Below are 17,163 nucleotides of genomic sequence, written 5' to 3'. Positions count from 1 at the left end.
ACTCCTGTTGATCCCGCTCGCGGGCGGCTTCACATCCTGTGAGACCCGCGATCAGTCGATACGTTTGGCCGACTTGATGTAGACCGGATCGGTCGGTACATCGCGCATGCCTTTCTTGACGGTGGTGGGGGAGTTGACGATCTGGTCGACCACCTCCATGCCCTTGGTCACCTTGCCGAACACCGCGTAGCCACGGTCACGACCAGGGTTGAGGAAATCGTTGTCGGCCACGTTGATGAAGAACTGGCTGGTGGCCGAGTTCGGATCCGAGGTGCGCGCCATCGACAGCGTACCGCGAGTGTTCTGCAGGCCGTTGCTGGCTTCGTTTCGGATCGGATCATTGGTGCTCTTCTGCACCATCTGGTCGGTGAAGCCGCCGCCCTGGACCATGAAGCCCGGGATCACGCGGTGGAAGATGGTGTTGTTGTAGAAGCCGCTGTCGACGTACGCCAGGAAGTTCTTCGTGCTGATCGGCGCTTTTTCGGCGTTCAGTTCGATCTCCACCTGGCCGAAGCTGGTGTCCAGCAGCACGTGAGGGGTCTTGTCGGAGGCCATGACACTGGCGGCGAAGGCGAACGAGCAGGCGGTGAGCAGGAGTTTCTTCAGCATGGGCTCAATGATCCTTGAGAGGTGGATGCGGCTGCGAGAAAGCGCAGCAGGGTCTGGTTGAAGACCTCGGGTTGGTCCAGGGGCGTAGCGTGCCGCGAATCCTCGATGACCGCCAGTGTCGCGTGGGGCATCAGGGCAACGTAGCGTTCTTTCTGCTGTATCGGGGTGTAGTCGTGGTCGGCGGCAATCACCAGGGTCGGACACTGGATCTGCCCGATGCGTTCCTGCACGCCCCAGTCGACGATGGCGTCGAAACTTTTGAGATAAGCGCGCTTGTCATTGCGCGCCCAGCGCTCGGCCATCTTGCGGCGCAGTTCGCCTTGCTCGGGCTTGGGAAACAGGCGCGCGGCCAGGCCCTGGCCGACCGTCTCGACGCTGAGCAGGCGTGCCAGGCTCCAGCGCTTGGCCCACCAGATCCAGTGTTCGAGATTGTGGCGCTTGACCTCGGGGGCGCTGTTGACGATGCACAGGCTGCGCAGCCACTGCGGATGGTCGACGGCAAACTGAAAGCCGACCATGCCGCCCATGGACAAGCCCACGAAGTGCACCGGGCCAGTGTTTAGATGGTCGAGCAAGGCCAGCAAGTCTTCGCTGAAGGTCTTGATCTGGTAGCCGTGGCGAGGCTTGGCCGACTGGCCGTGGCCGCGGATGTCCATCAGGATCACCCGATAGTGACGGCTCAGCTCGGGGACCTGCAGTTCCCAGTCCTGGCTGCTCGAACCGAGCCCGTGCAGCAGTACCAGGGGCTCGCCCTGGCCATGTTCCTCATAGTGCAGCAGGCATCCATCACGTTCGAAACAGGCCATGGGCGCGGTCCTCTCAGGCTTGCGGGGGGGCTGCGAAGGGCACGTCCAGTGGCGCGGTGTCGAAATTGCGCAGCAGCTCGATGAGGATCTGCGTGGCCGGACCCAAGGTCTTTTCCTTGCTCGAGTAAAGGTAGAACAGCGGGTGGCGACTGCCACCCTGATCGAGCGGCAGAGGCTTTAGCAGGCCCTCGCGCAGCTCGCGTTCGATCATGTGCCGGGGCAGCCAGGCAAAGCCCAGGCCACTGCCGACGAAGGTCGCCGCGGTGCCCAGGCTGCCGACGGTCCAGCGTTGTTCGGCGCCTAGCCAACCGACGTCGCGTGGCTGGCTGCGGCCAGAGTCGCGGATCACCACCTGCAACTGGCTTTCCAGGTCCTGGAACGTGATCTCTCGGCCCAGGCGGTGCAGGCTGTGCTCGGGGTGGGCGACGGCGATGAACTCCACCGCGCTCAGCTCGGCGCCCAGATAGCCGGGAATGTTGAAGCTGCTGATGGCAAGGTCGGCGATGCCTTCGTGCAGTACTTCCTCGACCCCGGACAGCACTTCTTCACGCAGGCGCACCCGGCAGCCGCGGCTTTGCGGCATGAAGGCGCTGAGCGCACGCACCAGGCGGGCGCTGGGGTAGGCGGCATCGACCACCAGGCGCACTTCGGCCTCCCAGCCCTGTTCCATGTGGTGAGCCAGGTCTTCGAGCTGGCTTGCTTGCTTGACCAGTTGCCGCGAGCGACGCAGCAGCACGCTGCCGGCCTCGGTCAGTACTGCCTTGCGCCCGTCGATACGCAGCAGCGGCACACCCAGTTGCTCCTGCATGCGTGCCACGGTGTAGCTCACCGAGGATTGCGAGCGGTGCAGGGCTTCGGCGGCCTGGGCGAAGCCGCCGTGATCGACGACCGCCTGCAGGGTCCGCCATTGATCCAGGGTCACGCGCGGCGCTTTCATCTTCGGCTCCTGTTGTCCTAAGCTGCGCTCACTACAAGGAGAGCGCGAAATGAAGAAATGGTTTGCGGTACTGCTGACGTCCCTGCCCCTGAGCGCCATGGCCTATCCCATCGATGTGCAAAAGGAGATCGAAGGGGTCAAGCTCGACTACACCGCGTACGACACTGCCTACGACATCGGCAGCATCAGCCTGAACAACTATGGGCAGGTGCCGGCTGCCTGCAAGGTCACGATGCGCAACGGCCCGGAAGCACCCAGGGTGCGTCGGGTCAATGTGCCGGCCGGCAAGAGCGTCGACGTCACTGCCAAGTTCAACCGGCAGATCATCAAGCTGCGCATCGACCTGAACTGCAAACCTGAATAAAACAGATTAATCGATAGATTGAACCCACTTTTTACGCTTTTTTATCGATAGGTCAAGCCTTAATCTCACCTCCATCGAATCGCAACCCTTTTTGCCGATGGAGGCACCCCATGTCCCGCGTACTGATCATCGAAAGCAGCGCCCGCCAGCAGGATTCCGTTTCCCGTCAACTGACCCGCGACTTCATCCAGCAGTGGCAAGCGGCGCATCCTGCCGACGAGATCAAGGTCCGCGACCTGGCGGTCAACCCGGTGCCGCACCTGGACGCCAACCTGCTCGGTGGCTGGATGAAGCCCGAAGAGCAGCGCAGCGCGGCTGAAATCGAAGCGCTGGCCCGTTCCAACGAGCTGACCGATGAGTTGCTGGCCGCCGACGTACTGGTGATGGCCGCGCCCATGTACAACTTCGCCATCCCCAGCACCCTCAAGGCCTGGCTCGACCATGTGCTGCGTGCCGGCATCACCTTCAAGTACACCCCGACCGGGCCGCAGGGGCTGCTCAACGGCAAGCGTGCGATCGTCCTGACCGCCCGTGGCGGCATCCATACCGGCGCTACCAGCGATCACCAGGAACCCTACCTGCGCCAGGTGATGGCCTTCATCGGGATCCACGAGGTGAACTTCATTCACGCCGAGGGCCTGAACATGAGTGGCGATTTCCACGAGAAAGGCCTGAACCAGGCCAAGGCGAAGCTGGCCGCAGTGGCTTGAAGCGCGAGGCATCCACGAATTCCCAACCCTGACACCTGTTGCTCCTTTGGGTGTATGTGCCCGGTCATGCGAATGACCGGGCTTTTTTTTGCGCGCAAGGCTCAGTGCAGATCCGCAACTTCCCTGCGCTGCTGCGCCATCTCCATGAAGGCGCTCATCGCCGAAGTCGGCAGCGAATCCTGGCGACGGATGAATACCGTGGACACGCGGGAGAATTCCGCTGGCAGTTCATGGCAGCGAATTGCATGGCGCACGCTGCAGTTCTGCGTCACCGACCTGGGCAACAGGGTCACGCCCATTCCGGCCGACACGCAGGTAAGGATGCCATCCAGGGTGCCCATCTCCATGATCTGGTTGGGCACCAGGCCAACCCGGTAGAACCAGTTCTCCAAGGTAGAGCGGTAGAAGCAGCCGCTGCGAAACACCAGCACTGTCTGCGAGGGCATTCGCGCCATCAAGCTGTCGAGCGAATCGAACTGGTCGCTGCTGACCAGCACCAGTTCCTCGCTGAACACCTCTTGCTGGGCAAGCATCGGATTCTGGTGAAACCCTCCGACGAAAGCGCCATCGATCCGGTGGGACTCGATGGCCTTGATCAGTTCGGCAGTGGTGCCGGTAAGCAACGACAGTTGCACATCGGGATGCTGCTCGCGGTAGCGGGTGAGGATGTTCGGCAGGCGAATGGCGGCGGTGGTCTCCATCGAGCCCAGGCGCAGCGGGCCGTTGGGGACGCCGGTATCGAGCAGGGCGCTGCGGCTTTCTTCGGTCAGTTGCAGGATGCGCCGTGCGTACCTGAGAAACGTCTCGCCCGCGGCCGTGAGCACGACGCCGGATTTTCTGCGGATGAAAAGCTCGCGGTTGAGCTCCGCCTCGAGCTCCTTGATGCGCATGGTCACGTTGGATTGCACGGTGTTGATCCTGGCTGCGGCCGCGGTAAAACTGCCCAGGTCGGCCACGGCGCAGAAAATCTTCAACTGGCGCATTTCCATGAGGTCTACCTATCACTGATTATGATTGATGGCATGTTTATGCATCATTTCATGCACGGTTATCCAGTGGCTTGGAGGCAACCGGTCCCGTCTGCTGCTTCACGATCAGTGATGGAACTCATCATTTATCATCATTTGTGAAAATCCATGGGTGCGCTTAAGGTCAACCCTGGGCTCGCTCCACGCCAACGGACACGCGCGCCCGCCATGAGCCCCCCGCCATCGCTTGGGCAGCGATGAGCAATCCATGATGAGCAACCTCAATGACCACTGACATCCAGGCTTTGCTGAACATCCGTTTCCCCATCATCCAGGCGCCCATGGCGGGCGTTTCTACGCCAGCGCTGGCGGCGGCGGTATCGAATGCGGGTGGTTTGGGGTCGATCGCGATCGGCGCGTGCTCGGTCGAGCAGGCTCGCCAGTCCATACGCGAAACCTTCGCGCTGACCCGAGCATCGTTCAACGTGAATCTGTTCTGCCACCGCCCTGCACTGCGAGATGACGTGCGCGAGGATGCCTGGCTGCAAGCGCTCGAAGCGCGCTTTGCCGAGTTTCACGCCCAGCCGCCGAAGGGCCTGCGGGAAATCTATCGCTCGTTCGTCGAAGACCCCGAGATGCTGCAGATGCTGCTGGAAGAAAAGCCGGCAGTGGTGAGCTTTCATTTCGGCCTGCCGCCGCAGTCGTTCATCGAGGCGCTCAAGGCGGCCGGTATCGTGCTGCTGGCCTGCGTGACCAATGTGGAGGAGGCGCTGCAGGTACAGCGAGCCGGGGTCGATGCACTGATCGCCCAGGGTTACGAAGCGGGCGGCCACCGCGGAATCTTCGACCAGGAACATGATGATGAATTGAGCACCCTGGCGCTGGTACGCGTGCTGGCCGATCACGTGCAACTGCCGATCATCGCGGCCGGCGGGATCATGGACGGCGCAGACATCGCCAAGGCGTTCGCGCAGGGCGCCTGTGCAGCGCAGTTGGGTACAGCGTTCTTGCTATGCCCGGAATCGGCGACCAACGCGGCCTATCGTGAGGCGCTGACCGGGCCACGGGCGCGGCAGACGCAGATCACCAGTGCAATTTCCGGACGGCCTGCGCGGGGTATGGTCAACCGCGCGTTCGAGGTGAAGAGCGCTGCGGGCGTGCCGGATTATCCCCGCGCCTACGATGCCAACAAGGCGCTCAATAGCGTGGCGACTGCCCAGGGCTGCAGCGACTTCGCTGCACAATGGGCCGGTACCGGCGCCTATCGGGCGCGGGCCATGCCGGCAGAGCAGCTGGTCGAAGTGCTGATGGCCGAGCTCGACGCGCAGCGCTGACAGGCAAGCTCTGGCTGAAAGGCTGTGGTGGAACTGTCTTGTTCAAAATTTAAAGACCAGCCCAATCCCCTGTGGAAGCGGCGGTTCGGCGCTCCGACTTGCCCGCGAAAAGGTCGCCGCAGTGGATGGCACCGGCTTCGCCGGTGTTCGCGGGTAAACCCGCTCCTACAAGAGCGCTGTGGCAACCACGGATGTGAGTTGTGGGAGCGGGCTGGGCCCGCGAACACCGGCACAGCCGGTGCCATCCACCGCCGCATCTTCATCTTCCTCCCGGTTGCCCAGAACACCCCGTACCCGCTAAGGTCGCCGCCTTGATCCACGAGAGGCAACCATGGGCTACCTGATTATCGTCGCGCTGATCCAGGCGTTTTCCTTCAGCCTGATCGGCGAATACCTGGCCGGCCATGTCGACAGCTACTTCGCCGTGCTGGCGCGGGTACTGCTGGCAGGGCTGGTGTTCCTGCCGCTGACCCGCTGGCGCCAGGTCGAACCGCGCTTCATGCGCTCGATGCTGCTGATCGGCGCGCTGCAGTACGGCATCACTTATGTCTGCCTGTACCTGAGCTTTCGCGTGCTCACCGTGCCTGAAGTGCTGCTGTTCACCATCCTCACCCCGCTGCACGTCACCCTCATCGAAGATGCACTGAACCGCCGCTTCAACCCTTGGGCGCTGCTTGCGGCCCTGGTCGCGGTGGCCGGCGCCGCCGTGATCCGCTTCGACAGCATCAGCGGCGAGTTCTTCATGGGCTTCCTGCTCCTGCAACTGGCCAACTTCACCTACGCCGCCGGGCAGGTCCTGTACCGTCACCTGATCGTCCGCCACCCCAGCGACCTGCCGCACTACAAGCGCTTTGGCTACTTCTACCTGGGCGCGCTGATCGTCGTGCTGCCGGCCTTCCTGCTGTTCGGCAACGCCCAGCACCTGCCGAGCACCGACGTGCAATGGCTGGTGCTGCTGTTCCTCGGCCTGTGCCCGACCGCGCTGGGGTTGTATTGGTGGAACAAGGGCGCCTGCCTGGTTTCCGGCGGCACCCTGGCGGTGATGAACAACCTGCACGTGCCGGTGGGCCTGCTGCTCAACCTGCTGATCTGGAATCAGCATGAGCCGCTGGGGCGTTTGTTCATCGGCGGTGCGGTGATCCTCGCCTCGGTGTGGCTGAGTCGCCTGGGCGACCGCCGCAGCCCGGCGCTGGCCAGCAAGGCCTGAGGCGCCCATGCATACCATCCTGGTCATCGTCGCGCCAATCTTCGCCCTGATCCTGGTCGGCTACCTGTGCCGCAAGACCGGCAAGCTCGGCGAACAGGCCGCCGCCGAAATCAACCGCATGGTGGTCTGGCTGTGCTTGCCGGCGCTGCTGTTCAAGGTGACCGCCACCGCGACCTGGAGCGAAATCTGGCACCCCGGCTTCATCGTCGCCTTCGGCGCCGGTGCGTTGGCAATGTTCTTCATCACCCTCGCTTGGCGCCTGTATAGCGGCCACAGCCTGGTGGCTTCGAGCATCGATGGCCTGAGCGCAGGCTATGCCAACACCGGTTACATCGGCATCCCGCTGTGCCTGTTGCTGTTCGGCCAGCCAGGGTTGCAACCGGCATTGATCTCGTCGCTGATCGTGGTCTGCCTGGTGTTCGCGATCTCCCTGACCCTGATCGAGATCGGCCTGCAGGAAGAACGCCAGATCGGCCGCGCCGTATTGCTGGTGGCCAAGGCGCTGGCGAAGAATCCGCTGGTGATTTCGCCACTGGCCGGCGCCGCCTGGGCCATGTCCGGCCTGGGCCTGGCCGAGCCAGTGATGCACTTTCTCGACATGCTCGCCCTGGCCACCACGCCTTGCGCGCTGGTGTCGCTGGGAGCATTCCTGGCGCAGAAACGCAGCGGCGCGCAGGCCAGCCCCTGGCCGTTGGTAGGGCTCAAGTTGATCGGGCAACCGGCGCTGACCTGGGTGCTGGCCTTCAAGGTGTTCAGCCTGCCGACCATGTGGGCGACCTCGGCGGTGCTGCTGGCGGCGCTGCCGACCGGGACCGGGCCGTTCATGCTGGCCGAGTACTACAACCGCGAGGCGGGGCTCATTTCGCGCACCATCCTGCTGTCGACGGTGGCTTCGCTGCTGACCCTGACCGGGCTCATGTACCTGCTTGGTGTGGCGGGCTGACAGACACGAAAAAGGCGCCGCTCGTCTCGCTCCTGTTAATGGCTGCCATTCATGAAATGGAAGCGCTGAGGATTTTGCTGGAGTCGGCTTTGATACAGATTCAGATGCCGACAGAGCCGCAGACGGCTCACCGAGTTGAATTGGCTGTGGCGGGGCTGGCCTCTTCGCGGGCAAGTCGGAGCGCCGAACAATCGCGGGACAAGCCCGCTCCTACAGAGGCCGGCGCAGGATGCGGGGATTTCGAGAGTCTGAACAGGCTTGGAGGCGAGCGGCAGTGTCGGATGGGTAGTGGCTCGTGACTGACAGCTTTCGATCCTGTTCAGCACGCTCGATGGATACCATTGCTTTTGGATAAATCTCGTTTAATGTAGAGATAAGTACAACTTACGTTGATATCTCTACATGATTTTATGGTCATTACTGATCCTTGGGCTGCCAACGGCCAACGCCACCGAGCGTATGCGTGCCTGGAGAACCCTGAAGGCCTCTGGTGCAGCTGTGCTGCGTGATGGTGTGTACCTGCTGCCCGAACAAAGCGCGGGCCGCGAAACATTCGAAGCCGTGGAGCGAGATGTGCTGGCCATCAACGGCACGGCATTTCTGCTGTCGTTGTCTGAACGCGAAGAGCGCTTCAGCGGGCTATTCGACCGAAGCGACGAGTACGCCAAGCTGTTGGAGGAGATCGCAGGCTGCCGGGCTAACCTCTCACCGGACAATGCGCTGCAGATAGCCCGGCAGGTGCGCAAGCTCAGGAAGGCCTTCAGCCAGCTGGCGGCGATCGACTTCTTCCCAGGCGCGCTCAAGGCTCAAGCTGATTCGGCCCTGCAGGAGCTTGAAACCGCGATTAGCAGGGCACTGTCCTCCGATGAACCGAGTGCGCACTATGAGGCCATCAACCAGCTGGAGCGCAGCGAATACCAGGGTCGCCGATGGGCAACGCGAAAACGCCCGTGGGTGGACCGGCTGGCCTGTGCCTGGCTGATCCGTCGCTTCATCGATGCCGACGCTCAATTCATTTGGTTGGACAGTCCCAGCGACTGCCCAAGCGAAGCGCTCGGCTTTGATTTTGACGGGGCCAGGTTCAGCCACGTTGGCAAGCGGGTTTCATTCGAAACCCTCATCGAGAGCTTTGCCGTTCAGCAGCCAGGTCTGACACGCCTGGCAGGCGTCGTCCACTACCTGGATGTGGGAGGCAACCAACCTGCCGAGGCACCGGGTATCGAGCGTGTTCTCGCCGGCCTGAGAGAGAGCATTGGCGATGACGATCAACTGACAACCGTCGCCGGGGGCATCTTCGATGGCCTGCTGACGGCTTTCGCGAGTGAGGAAGCGCAAAATGGTTGAGACCACCTCCGCAGTGGGCGAACAGCCGCCATCGCAATCGGCTCAGCAGCCGATCAGCTTGTATGAAGCCTTCCTGTTCTGGCTCAAGTTGGGCTTCATCAGCTTTGGTGGGCCCGCCGGGCAGATCTCCATCATGCACCAGGAACTGGTTGAGCGCCGGCGATGGATCAGCGAGAAGCGCTTCCTGCACGCGCTGAACTACTGCATGTTGCTGCCAGGGCCTGAGGCGCAGCAGCTCGCCACCTACATCGGTTGGCTCATGCACCGAACCTGGGGCGGGGTGATTGCCGGTGCATTGTTCGTGCTGCCTTCGCTGTTCATCCTGATTGGTTTGTCCTGGATCTACGTCGCCTTTGGCGAGGTTCCGATCGTCGCGGGGATATTTTATGGCATCAAGCCGGCGGTCACGGCCATTGTCGTCCACGCAGCCCATCGGATTGGATCGCGAGCCCTGAAGAATGGTTGGCTGTGGGCCATGGCCGGTGCTTCGTTCGTAGCCATTTTCGCGCTTAACGTGCCGTTCCCGTTGATCGTGCTGGCGGCAGCCCTCATCGGCTATGCAGGTGGTCGCTTCGCCCCAGGCAAATTCGTGATCGGTGGCGGTCATGGGGGGGCGAAGAACAGCTATGGCCCTGCCTTGATCGATGACGATACCCCGACACCTGAACATGCCCGTTTCAGCTTGGGGCATCTGTTACGCCTGCTGCTCATAGGTGCTGGGCTATGGGTCCTGCCCATGGGACTGCTGACGCTGTCGTTTGGCTGGGATGGCACTCTGACGCAGATGGGCTGGTTCTTCACCAAGGCTGCACTGATGACCTTTGGCGGTGCGTACGCTGTGCTGCCTTATGTCTACCAAGGTGCTGTCGGGCACTACGGTTGGCTGACACCAACCCAGATGATCGATGGCCTCGCCTTGGGGGAAACCACGCCTGGGCCACTGATTATGGTTGTTGCCTTCGTCGGCTTCGTCGGAGGCTACGTGCATCCGATGTTCGGTGCGCAACACCCCTTCGTTGCCGGCGCAGTCGCCGCGAGCCTCGTCACCTGGTTCACCTTCCTGCCGTCGTTCATCTTCATCCTTGCTGGCGGCCCGGTGGTGGAGTCAACTCACAACGAGATGAAATTCACCGCACCGCTGACGGGGATAACGGCCGCAGTAGTGGGGGTGATCCTGAATCTCGCCATGTTTTTCGGTTATCACGTGCTTTGGCCGAAGGGCTTCAGCGGGGTGTTCGACTGGCCATCTGCGGTGATCGCGGTTGCTGCAGCAGTTGCCTTGTTTCGCTTCAAGCGCGGTGTGATACAGGTGCTGTTTGCCTGCGCACTGGCGGGTCTGGCAGTGCACATGTTGCGTTTATGAAGCCGGAGGGGGCCGTAAGGCCGGTTGCGGTGTCTTTTAACGACGTTCACAGGAGCAGAACGATCAACGAATGGTGCCTGCAACGACGTTACATGCAGTTGGAGGCCTTTGAATCAGTCAGCGATAATCCACTCCAGGGACACGATCGGTCAGGAGTTTTTACAAATTGGTACGTCAGGGATCCACAGCGCACCGCATCGTAAGTCGACTGACAGCAGGCGGAGTGTGTGGGGGCGGTGTTTGGTGGAGGCCTTGGGCTTCATCAGAAGCGTGTTTCATTGTTCGAAAATCAGAAAATGCGCCTTTCGTGTAGTCCATTTCCCAAAGATACTCCTACCGCCTTTTTTCCGTTGCGGCCCCTCGGGCAGCGCTCTAGTCTCAGCGCGTCGTTCACATCAACGACACAGCTTTGACAGGCTGTGATGGTACATGGCTTGCAGCTTCCCTTTATGGCAGCTGTACGTGCGGGCACGCTTGCGTGCGCCGGAACTTGCTATGTCCGCCGGTCTGTCAACCCACGTACAGCTGCCACCCTTCTGTTTGACAGCAGGCAGGTGACCGCATCTCTGAAAGGACGTAGTCATGCTGAAGGTTGTTCCCGACCCACCTCACAATAATCACTCCCTCGAAGACACCATCATCCAAGCCACCGAGTACGCACTCTGCGCGCAAACCGTGGCTCATCAAGCTGTCCTCCTCCAACCTAAGTCACCCGTCTCGCTCCTGATAATGGCTGCCATTCATGAAATGGACGCGCTGAGGATTTTGCTGGAGTCGGCTTTGATACAGATTCAGATGCCGGCAGAGCCGCAGACGGCCCACTGAGTTGAATGGGATGTGGCGGGGCTGGCCTCTTCGCGGGCAAGTCGGAGCGCCGAACCGCCACTTTCACAACAGAGTTGTTCAGCGAGCATCGAGGTTTTCAGGGAGATGAAGAGATGGATAGAAACGACACCATACCGAACACCACCGTCGGCACAACACGGTTCTACCAAGGCAAGGGCATGACCCAGCCGCTGTTCTGCATCGAGCCGGGCATCCCATGCGAGCGAGCGCGTGAGCAGGCATCGGAGTTGATGGGGTATGTGCGTGACATGACCTTGAGTGGGGTGATGGATGAGAACCCGCAGCTGGTCTGGGCTTCGTATTACCTGAGTGCCTTGGCCAAGGCATTGATGGACGATGCGGAGCTGGGGATGCGCCGGTAAAAGCGGGTTTATCGGACCTGGAGTTGGGTTGGGTTGGTTGTGGGAGCGGGCTGGTCCCGCGATGGCAGCACCGCGGTGCATGGCACCGGCTATGCCGGTGATCGCGGGGCCTGCGCGGGATGCGGGGGAGTTAGGGCGTCTGAAATAGGCTTGGACGCGCGCGGTGGCTTTGGATGAATAGCGGTTGCTCGTAAGTGACTGCTCTCGACCCAGAGCGACCTTTCGTCCTTAAGTTAGTTTGATGTTCACTCAGTATTCTCGAGGAGCGTAATTAGGATCGGGATACGGTAGCCGGCCGTTTATAAACCTCACAAACTCAAGGAGTTTCTCTAATGCAGTGTGTAGCTCTTCGGTAGTGCCGATAGTTTTTGCCTTGAAAGCGTGAATTGCATTTCTACGTTGTTGAACCATCCGAATCCATGGCTCCCAATCTTCCTCCGGTGACCAGATTTTTTGCCTGAAAAAGAGAATTAGCGGCTCCAGCGTTACTCCGTCTGGATCTTCGATAGCTCCATTTTTCTTTTTTATGGCACAAGCATCCGACAGGTACTCCTTGTAGTACACAGACAAAAATAGCTTCATCTGACCTTCGACTAAAGCACCTAGGTTGACCCAGGCAAGAATGAGCTGGCCATCGCTCAAGCTACCGCACCATGTTGACAATTCCTCTGCCAGCGAACTCTGCCATTCGAGCATCGATTTATTCAGCAGTTCTGCTGCCTCGATTGGGGCCCAACCGTAAGCCTCCTTCCAAAAGCCCATCATGCTTTGAATCAGGTGCGTGGTGCGCTTTATCGTCTCGGGAAGGGGCAGTTGCATTTTCTTTCCATCTCAAAAGGCGGGTGACTGGATGATCTTAAATCAAAATGAATTAGCTATGGCTAGATTTGGCATCGTGAGTGGCAGGTTGCGTTCGGTAGAATTAAGAGCGGCACGTCCTATACTGCATGCCCGGGCTCTCAATATCTTTTTTGGGCAGTTTTTCTCGCCTAAAAAATTACTGTCGTTATTGTGCTCTGACGCAAAGCAGCAGCAGAGCGTTGCTTTGCCCGCGCGACGCTCGTTCGCCTTCATGATTATATCCGATTTAAATTTTAGAAATTAGAGGTCCTTGGAAATCAATTACATTAACAGGCAATCCTTCAATCATTTTCTTCAAGTCGTCATGTTTTTCGCTAGTTGCAATTATGACCTGTCGCTCCATACTACGCGTTTCAGATGCTCTCTCAATAAAAGTTTTGAAATTGACTTCTTTTGTCTCTTGCTGGCGCGGTTCGTCCAGCATTAGCACCCCTAAGTGATTTGTGGTAAGCCCATTCAGATGAAAATCTAACGTCAGCAAGGAGTACAAATATGCCCAAATAACTCGAATGTTATCACTCGCAGATGCCTCTGATCCCAGATCAACGTCGTCAATAGCAGGCTTATAGGTCCGCTTTGAGATCTCAAAGTCTTCTATAGATGTACTTTTGTATTCAAAGTCGCTTAGATTTTCCTTAAATTGCTCAGTTAGCACACTGAGTTTTATATAGTCATTTCGGCTAAACCCATCCCAGGGTAATTTAGAAATTGCACCCGCTACATTTGACCATTCTAACTTTGTGGATATCAATTTTTCTTTGATTTCGGACTCAATATTCAGGGTTCTCTCGATAGCCTCTACTTTTGCCTCTAGTAAAATTTCCTTTCTGAGCTGCGCCCTTGATGGAGCACCTTTAACATCGATAAGGCTTTCTTTTAATGAACGGATTTCAGATCTGGTGAAATTGACCCTGTCTTGCGCCCTGAGTATTAAAGTTCTCTTAGCTAAGGCCTTGTTCTCTTCGCCCTTCCTAAGAGACTCGAAGACAGATACTTGCTTTTCCAAATATTTAATATTGTCGTCTATCCCTAGCGCTGACTGATTGTGCATGTGAGGAAGCAACGAGTCTTGAATAGGTTGATTGCAAGTGGGGCACTGGCCTTCCAAAAACTTGAAGCTCTCAGTAGATCCGTACTCTTGTATCTTCTTTATATCTCGATACTTTCGTAGCCCTTCTTTAACTGACGAGATGCGTTTTTCTATCGAACGTACATAGTCCTCGCTGATATCAATATCTGATAGCAATATTGAGATGGCGGACTCCTCTTCTGAGAGTCTATTCATTAAAAGGCCAAGTTCTTTTTCTTGTGTTTGAACTCTCAAACCGTGCCCTTCACTTGAGGTGGACTCTTTCTTAAGGGCTAATAGTTCCGACTTCAGAGCAATAAGATGATCAAAAAGATTAATCTTTTGTAACTGAGGGTCTAATACATAGAGATTAGTCGTGCTGTTTACTGAATCTTGCTTTCCTATTTCATCACTTATAGACGAGTCAGCGAATGCATATACCTGCTTCGCTGCGGATACTAGCCTCTCGACAGATAGTGCCCAAGTAGCCTCAAGATCATTTTTCTTGACAGCTAACAGCTGTCTCTTTCGATTGTTTTCTTGAATATCTAAGGCTAGATTGTATTCTAGAACCCGACTTGCCAGATCTTTAATGCCAAGATAAGTTGGAAGCACGTTGAGGATCCCTCCCCACCCCCTAGTTTGCTCGACATAATTTACCGAAAATATCGATTCCAGATAAAGTGGACAAGTGCTTCCATCGTACTTGACAACTTGGGGGTCTTCTATATCAAGAAATTTCTCAAGAAAATTATGAAACCCGCGCTCTCTAGCAGCCGAGCCTGGATCTCTAACAAAGAAATCAGAGAAGGTAGAGTCGGAAAGGAAATTTATTTCGTTAATCGATTTTTCATATACCGATATAATTCTGTTTTTCTCTTCTATACTACTCCTGGCGACTGTGATTACCTTGCCGTTAATATTGGAGATTTCTAGATAGATTTTTGATTCTGTTACTAGCGCATAGCATCCGTCCGCTTTTTTTAGTCTCGTAGTCAAAGCTGACTTTAAAGGGCTCTTTCTACTCGGGCCTAAGTTGCCCTCTAATCCTAGTGCGTATACAATACTCTGAACGCAGGTGGATTTGCCGAGGGTGTTGTCAGCTCTAATAATATTCAGGCCGTATGAAAAAGGGATGTCCGCACCAAAATTCCCTTCGTTTGTTCTGGATATTATTTTCAGCCTATTTATCTTAAGCTTGCTCACGGAAATCACCAGATATGAGTTTGTCTACGACAGCGTCGGTAAAGAAAGATTTGCTGAAATTTTTCATAAACTCCTTTTCCTTTATAAAAACGTCCTTGTCTGTATCGATTGCCTTTGCAAAAGCCATGCCCTTATCCGACAGTTTTACACTTTTCGACGGCTCCAGCTCGAAAATCCCCTCACCCAACCCTATATCAATAGCTCGGTCTACAAGCGGGTCAAACCTAACATTAACACTAGTGAATAGATCTTGGACCTCAGAGGAATAGTTCTTGCGCTTTTCATTGGATGAAATTATGGAACTAAGAGCTTGTATTTTTTTGGCGCCAGCCTTGTTTCCGGAGCTCAGCTTAAGCAAAATTAGCGCAATTAAAGAAAGCCTCCATAGCGGCCTGAATTCCGGCTCTACTGGAGTTCCGCTCTGGCGAAAGACAACTTTGCTTGGTACGGTGTCGAGAATATCCATCATTCAAAGTCCAAATTACAGCGCATAAGCCAGTCAGCCACCGTTCCAGCAGCAATACAGTCTAAGTTGTCTTCGTGGAGCTTACTCTTTTTTGCTAAAACTTCTTTGAGGGCAGTTATTTGCTGGGCCGGACTTTTCTGTTGGCTTTCAAAATATTCGATATGTAACCTTTCCTCTCTCTCTATAACCCCGGAGGCAATTTGAGAGTGATACTCTGGGTATTCTTGCTTTAAGTTTCCAAGCATATTTTGAGCGTAGATCGCCTGTTTAAGCATAACATCTCTCGCTTTCTCAATTTGAGCAGGAGATGCTGGCTTTAGCTTGGTTAGCTTTACCTCTACGTTATTTACAAAATCTGACTTATCCGTCTGGAACGCATTGACCTCAATATCAGACACCGTCTCTCGCTCTAACCTAAGAACCCTAACTCCCTGCTCGAGCAGCTCTGCCTCTTCACTCTTAAATGTATTTCTATCCCAAACCAATACATGAAAATCGTTATTGTCAACGTAAGCCAATTTAGCCTTGATAACTTCGGCAGTTTTAGCGGATGCATGGGCATTCAGATGTTTCGAGAGGTGATTAGGTACGACCAGAATCCAACGTTTGATTTTCGTTCCGCCCAGTATGCTTGACAAGGTTCCTTTTTTATTTTCTATAAATTTGCTTATATCGGTTGTCATTTTATCGCGCTGCTTATCATAAAGCTGCTCCATGGTGCAGAGCTCTTCCGGGCAAAAAGCTTGATAAGCATTGCCACAAAAGGAAAAACCTTCAATCCCAGCATCGCCATTATGCCGGTCTGGTATGGGGACATAGTTTTCTTGACCATGCTTTATTCTGAGCAGATCATTTATATGCTCTTCCCATTCCTTTCTTTCCCAGACTTTGTTAGGACTAATTTCCATAAATTACCCGTCATGCCGACTACATAGGTCTGTAAAATGGCACGCCTCAAAAGAGGAGCTAGAGATTTTTATTTGATAGAAAGTATTTTGGCGTTTGGAAGAATCCATTCTCTATAACTCATGATTTCATTAACTGGAACAGGCTCAATGCCATTATGCAAGATTAGTCGAGAAGGGCCGTATGCGACAAGCTCTTTGACTAAGCTGCTGACAGGCAGCTATGGGTCGAAAACTGTCGTTCAAGATTGACCGGTTTTGGGGGCTTTCATACCTCAATGCGCCAGAGGGTAGCTTTCTCATATGAGGTAAAGCCCTTTGAGCATCCTCCATCATTCTGCAAGGCCCTTTTAATGGGGTCGAAACTTGGAGATGAATGGGAGCGATGGGGGGCTCTAAAGCAGCCCAACCATTGAATCCAATCACTTTCGTATCGATACGCCTCTCTCCCTCACCATTCCCAACTTGCACCATCCCCCACACCCAGCTAAATTCCCTCAGTCGCCGAAGCATCGGCGATACGACCTTGGCCGGTCGGAATCGAAAGGCGCATCAGCGCCAAATCGTCATCGCAGGCGCTTTTTTTGTGCCCGTGATGTCGAGTCATGGCAGTGGTGCGCGGGACACCTTCGGGTGTGCCGGGCTCCTTTCGTCCCGGTCGGCCAACCCGCGTACTGCTGCCACCTCAACTTGCTTGGCCGCGAGCGGTGGCAGTTCCACAACGAAAGGAACTCATGCATGACCACTGCACATCCGTCGAGGATCCTCGCATTCGCGCTCCGCCACTGCTTACCGGTTTCGGTATCGCGATCCCATCGTTTCTACCTCCCTCACAGCCCGCTCACCCGCGAAGCGAAGCAGGT

The 17,163-nt window shown here is 56.5% G+C and carries 17 protein-coding genes; 9 read left to right on the top strand and 8 right to left on the bottom strand.

The window, feature by feature from the left end; translation table 11 throughout:
• Nucleotides 1–51: 51 nt before the first annotated feature.
• The 3 genes from IAE40_RS13945 to IAE40_RS13935 are packed head-to-tail and all read right to left on the bottom strand — an operon-like array spanning nucleotide 52 to nucleotide 2,352.
• A complete protein-coding gene (locus IAE40_RS13945; RefSeq protein WP_200603392.1) occupies nucleotides 52–609 on the bottom strand; it encodes a peptidylprolyl isomerase in 558 nt (185 codons plus the stop codon).
• Nucleotides 603–1,415, bottom strand: a complete 813-nt coding sequence (locus IAE40_RS13940; protein WP_200603391.1) for an alpha/beta fold hydrolase — start codon at nucleotides 1,413–1,415, stop codon at nucleotides 603–605. Before IAE40_RS13940 ends, IAE40_RS13945 begins: the two co-directional genes overlap by 7 nt.
• A gap of 13 nt (nucleotides 1,416–1,428) precedes the next feature.
• On the bottom strand, nucleotides 1,429–2,352 hold the full coding sequence (locus IAE40_RS13935; RefSeq protein ID WP_200603390.1) for a LysR family transcriptional regulator: 924 nt from the start codon (nucleotides 2,350–2,352) through the stop codon (nucleotides 1,429–1,431).
• Between the two features lie 49 nt (nucleotides 2,353–2,401).
• On the opposite strand from IAE40_RS13935, the gene IAE40_RS13930 reads away from it, so the two are divergent.
• Complete coding sequence (locus IAE40_RS13930) at nucleotides 2,402–2,716, top strand: 3-phosphoglycerate kinase (protein WP_200603389.1); 315 nt, start codon at nucleotides 2,402–2,404, stop codon at nucleotides 2,714–2,716.
• A gap of 110 nt (nucleotides 2,717–2,826) precedes the next feature.
• Nucleotides 2,827–3,426 (top strand): FMN-dependent NADH-azoreductase, encoded by a 600-nt coding sequence (locus IAE40_RS13925; protein WP_153772355.1) that lies wholly within the window; start codon nucleotides 2,827–2,829, stop codon nucleotides 3,424–3,426.
• A gap of 101 nt (nucleotides 3,427–3,527) precedes the next feature.
• Here the strand turns inward: IAE40_RS13925 and IAE40_RS13920 are convergent, their stop codons facing one another.
• Nucleotides 3,528–4,415 carry a LysR family transcriptional regulator gene (locus IAE40_RS13920; RefSeq protein WP_200603388.1) on the bottom strand — a complete coding sequence of 296 codons (888 nt, stop codon included), beginning with the start codon at nucleotides 4,413–4,415 and terminating at the stop codon, nucleotides 3,528–3,530.
• Between the two features lie 263 nt (nucleotides 4,416–4,678).
• On the opposite strand from IAE40_RS13920, the gene IAE40_RS13915 reads away from it, so the two are divergent.
• From IAE40_RS13915 to IAE40_RS13885, 7 genes are all read left to right on the top strand, one after another.
• Nucleotides 4,679–5,728, top strand: a complete 1,050-nt coding sequence (locus tag IAE40_RS13915) for an NAD(P)H-dependent flavin oxidoreductase (RefSeq protein WP_200603387.1) — start codon at nucleotides 4,679–4,681, stop codon at nucleotides 5,726–5,728.
• 331 nt (nucleotides 5,729–6,059) lie between these two features.
• Nucleotides 6,060–6,935: a carboxylate/amino acid/amine transporter gene (locus IAE40_RS13910; protein ID WP_200603386.1), complete on the top strand. Its 876-nt coding sequence runs from the start codon at nucleotides 6,060–6,062 to the stop codon at nucleotides 6,933–6,935.
• 7 nt (nucleotides 6,936–6,942) lie between these two features.
• A complete protein-coding gene (locus IAE40_RS13905; RefSeq protein ID WP_200603385.1) occupies nucleotides 6,943–7,878 on the top strand; it encodes an AEC family transporter in 936 nt (311 codons plus the stop codon).
• 402 nt (nucleotides 7,879–8,280) lie between these two features.
• A complete protein-coding gene (locus IAE40_RS13900) occupies nucleotides 8,281–9,222 on the top strand; it encodes a chromate resistance protein ChrB domain-containing protein (protein WP_200603384.1) in 942 nt (313 codons plus the stop codon).
• Complete coding sequence (gene chrA, locus IAE40_RS13895; protein WP_200603383.1) at nucleotides 9,215–10,585, top strand: chromate efflux transporter; 1,371 nt, start codon at nucleotides 9,215–9,217, stop codon at nucleotides 10,583–10,585. The genes IAE40_RS13900 and chrA overlap by 8 nt, the downstream gene beginning before the upstream one ends.
• A 582-nt stretch (nucleotides 10,586–11,167) precedes the next feature.
• Nucleotides 11,168–11,410 carry a hypothetical protein gene (locus IAE40_RS13890; RefSeq protein WP_200603382.1) on the top strand — a complete coding sequence of 81 codons (243 nt, stop codon included), beginning with the start codon at nucleotides 11,168–11,170 and terminating at the stop codon, nucleotides 11,408–11,410.
• 113 nt (nucleotides 11,411–11,523) lie between these two features.
• Complete coding sequence (locus tag IAE40_RS13885) at nucleotides 11,524–11,793, top strand: DUF3077 domain-containing protein (RefSeq protein WP_200603381.1); 270 nt, start codon at nucleotides 11,524–11,526, stop codon at nucleotides 11,791–11,793.
• A 249-nt stretch (nucleotides 11,794–12,042) separates the two neighbouring features.
• Here the strand turns inward: IAE40_RS13885 and IAE40_RS13880 are convergent, their stop codons facing one another.
• The 4 genes from IAE40_RS13880 to IAE40_RS13865 all read right to left on the bottom strand — a co-directional run bounded on the left by IAE40_RS13880 (nucleotide 12,043) and on the right by IAE40_RS13865 (nucleotide 16,303).
• On the bottom strand, nucleotides 12,043–12,612 hold the full coding sequence (locus tag IAE40_RS13880; RefSeq protein ID WP_234465147.1) for a hypothetical protein: 570 nt from the start codon (nucleotides 12,610–12,612) through the stop codon (nucleotides 12,043–12,045).
• 268 nt (nucleotides 12,613–12,880) lie between these two features.
• Entirely contained in the window at nucleotides 12,881–14,929 is a 2,049-nt protein-coding gene (locus IAE40_RS13875) for a hypothetical protein (protein ID WP_153772364.1), read from the bottom strand.
• On the bottom strand, nucleotides 14,916–15,398 hold the full coding sequence (locus tag IAE40_RS13870) for a hypothetical protein (RefSeq protein ID WP_153772365.1): 483 nt from the start codon (nucleotides 15,396–15,398) through the stop codon (nucleotides 14,916–14,918). The genes IAE40_RS13875 and IAE40_RS13870 overlap by 14 nt, the downstream gene beginning before the upstream one ends.
• A complete protein-coding gene (locus tag IAE40_RS13865) occupies nucleotides 15,395–16,303 on the bottom strand; it encodes a hypothetical protein (protein WP_153772366.1) in 909 nt (302 codons plus the stop codon). Before IAE40_RS13865 ends, IAE40_RS13870 begins: the two co-directional genes overlap by 4 nt.
• Nucleotides 16,304–17,163: the final 860 nt, after the last annotated feature.

The sequence above is a fragment of the Pseudomonas sp. S44 genome (assembly GCF_016624805.1).
Taxonomy (GTDB): domain Bacteria; phylum Pseudomonadota; class Gammaproteobacteria; order Pseudomonadales; family Pseudomonadaceae; genus Aquipseudomonas; species Aquipseudomonas machongensis.
This window is presented reverse-complemented; position numbering and strand designations above follow the sequence as displayed.

Excerpts from the sequence above, each read along its gene's own strand:
- IAE40_RS13945 (WP_200603392.1), bottom strand. The coding sequence starts at position 609 with ATGCTGAAGAAACTCCTGCTCACCGCCTGCTCGTTCGCCTTCGCCGCC.
- IAE40_RS13940 (WP_200603391.1), bottom strand. The coding sequence starts at position 1,415 with ATGGCCTGTTTCGAACGTGATGGATGCCTGCTGCACTATGAGGAACAT.
- IAE40_RS13935 (WP_200603390.1), bottom strand. The coding sequence starts at position 2,352 with ATGAAAGCGCCGCGCGTGACCCTGGATCAATGGCGGACCCTGCAGGCG.
- IAE40_RS13930 (WP_200603389.1), top strand. The coding sequence starts at position 2,402 with ATGAAGAAATGGTTTGCGGTACTGCTGACGTCCCTGCCCCTGAGCGCC.
- IAE40_RS13925 (WP_153772355.1), top strand. The coding sequence starts at position 2,827 with ATGTCCCGCGTACTGATCATCGAAAGCAGCGCCCGCCAGCAGGATTCC.
- IAE40_RS13920 (WP_200603388.1), bottom strand. The coding sequence starts at position 4,415 with ATGGAAATGCGCCAGTTGAAGATTTTCTGCGCCGTGGCCGACCTGGGC.
- IAE40_RS13915 (WP_200603387.1), top strand. The coding sequence starts at position 4,679 with ATGACCACTGACATCCAGGCTTTGCTGAACATCCGTTTCCCCATCATC.
- IAE40_RS13910 (WP_200603386.1), top strand. The coding sequence starts at position 6,060 with ATGGGCTACCTGATTATCGTCGCGCTGATCCAGGCGTTTTCCTTCAGC.
- IAE40_RS13905 (WP_200603385.1), top strand. The coding sequence starts at position 6,943 with ATGCATACCATCCTGGTCATCGTCGCGCCAATCTTCGCCCTGATCCTG.
- IAE40_RS13900 (WP_200603384.1), top strand. The coding sequence starts at position 8,281 with ATGATTTTATGGTCATTACTGATCCTTGGGCTGCCAACGGCCAACGCC.
- chrA (WP_200603383.1), top strand. The coding sequence starts at position 9,215 with ATGGTTGAGACCACCTCCGCAGTGGGCGAACAGCCGCCATCGCAATCG.
- IAE40_RS13890 (WP_200603382.1), top strand. The coding sequence starts at position 11,168 with ATGCTGAAGGTTGTTCCCGACCCACCTCACAATAATCACTCCCTCGAA.
- IAE40_RS13885 (WP_200603381.1), top strand. The coding sequence starts at position 11,524 with ATGGATAGAAACGACACCATACCGAACACCACCGTCGGCACAACACGG.
- IAE40_RS13880 (WP_234465147.1), bottom strand. The coding sequence starts at position 12,612 with ATGCAACTGCCCCTTCCCGAGACGATAAAGCGCACCACGCACCTGATT.
- IAE40_RS13870 (WP_153772365.1), bottom strand. The coding sequence starts at position 15,398 with ATGATGGATATTCTCGACACCGTACCAAGCAAAGTTGTCTTTCGCCAG.
- IAE40_RS13865 (WP_153772366.1), bottom strand. The coding sequence starts at position 16,303 with ATGGAAATTAGTCCTAACAAAGTCTGGGAAAGAAAGGAATGGGAAGAG.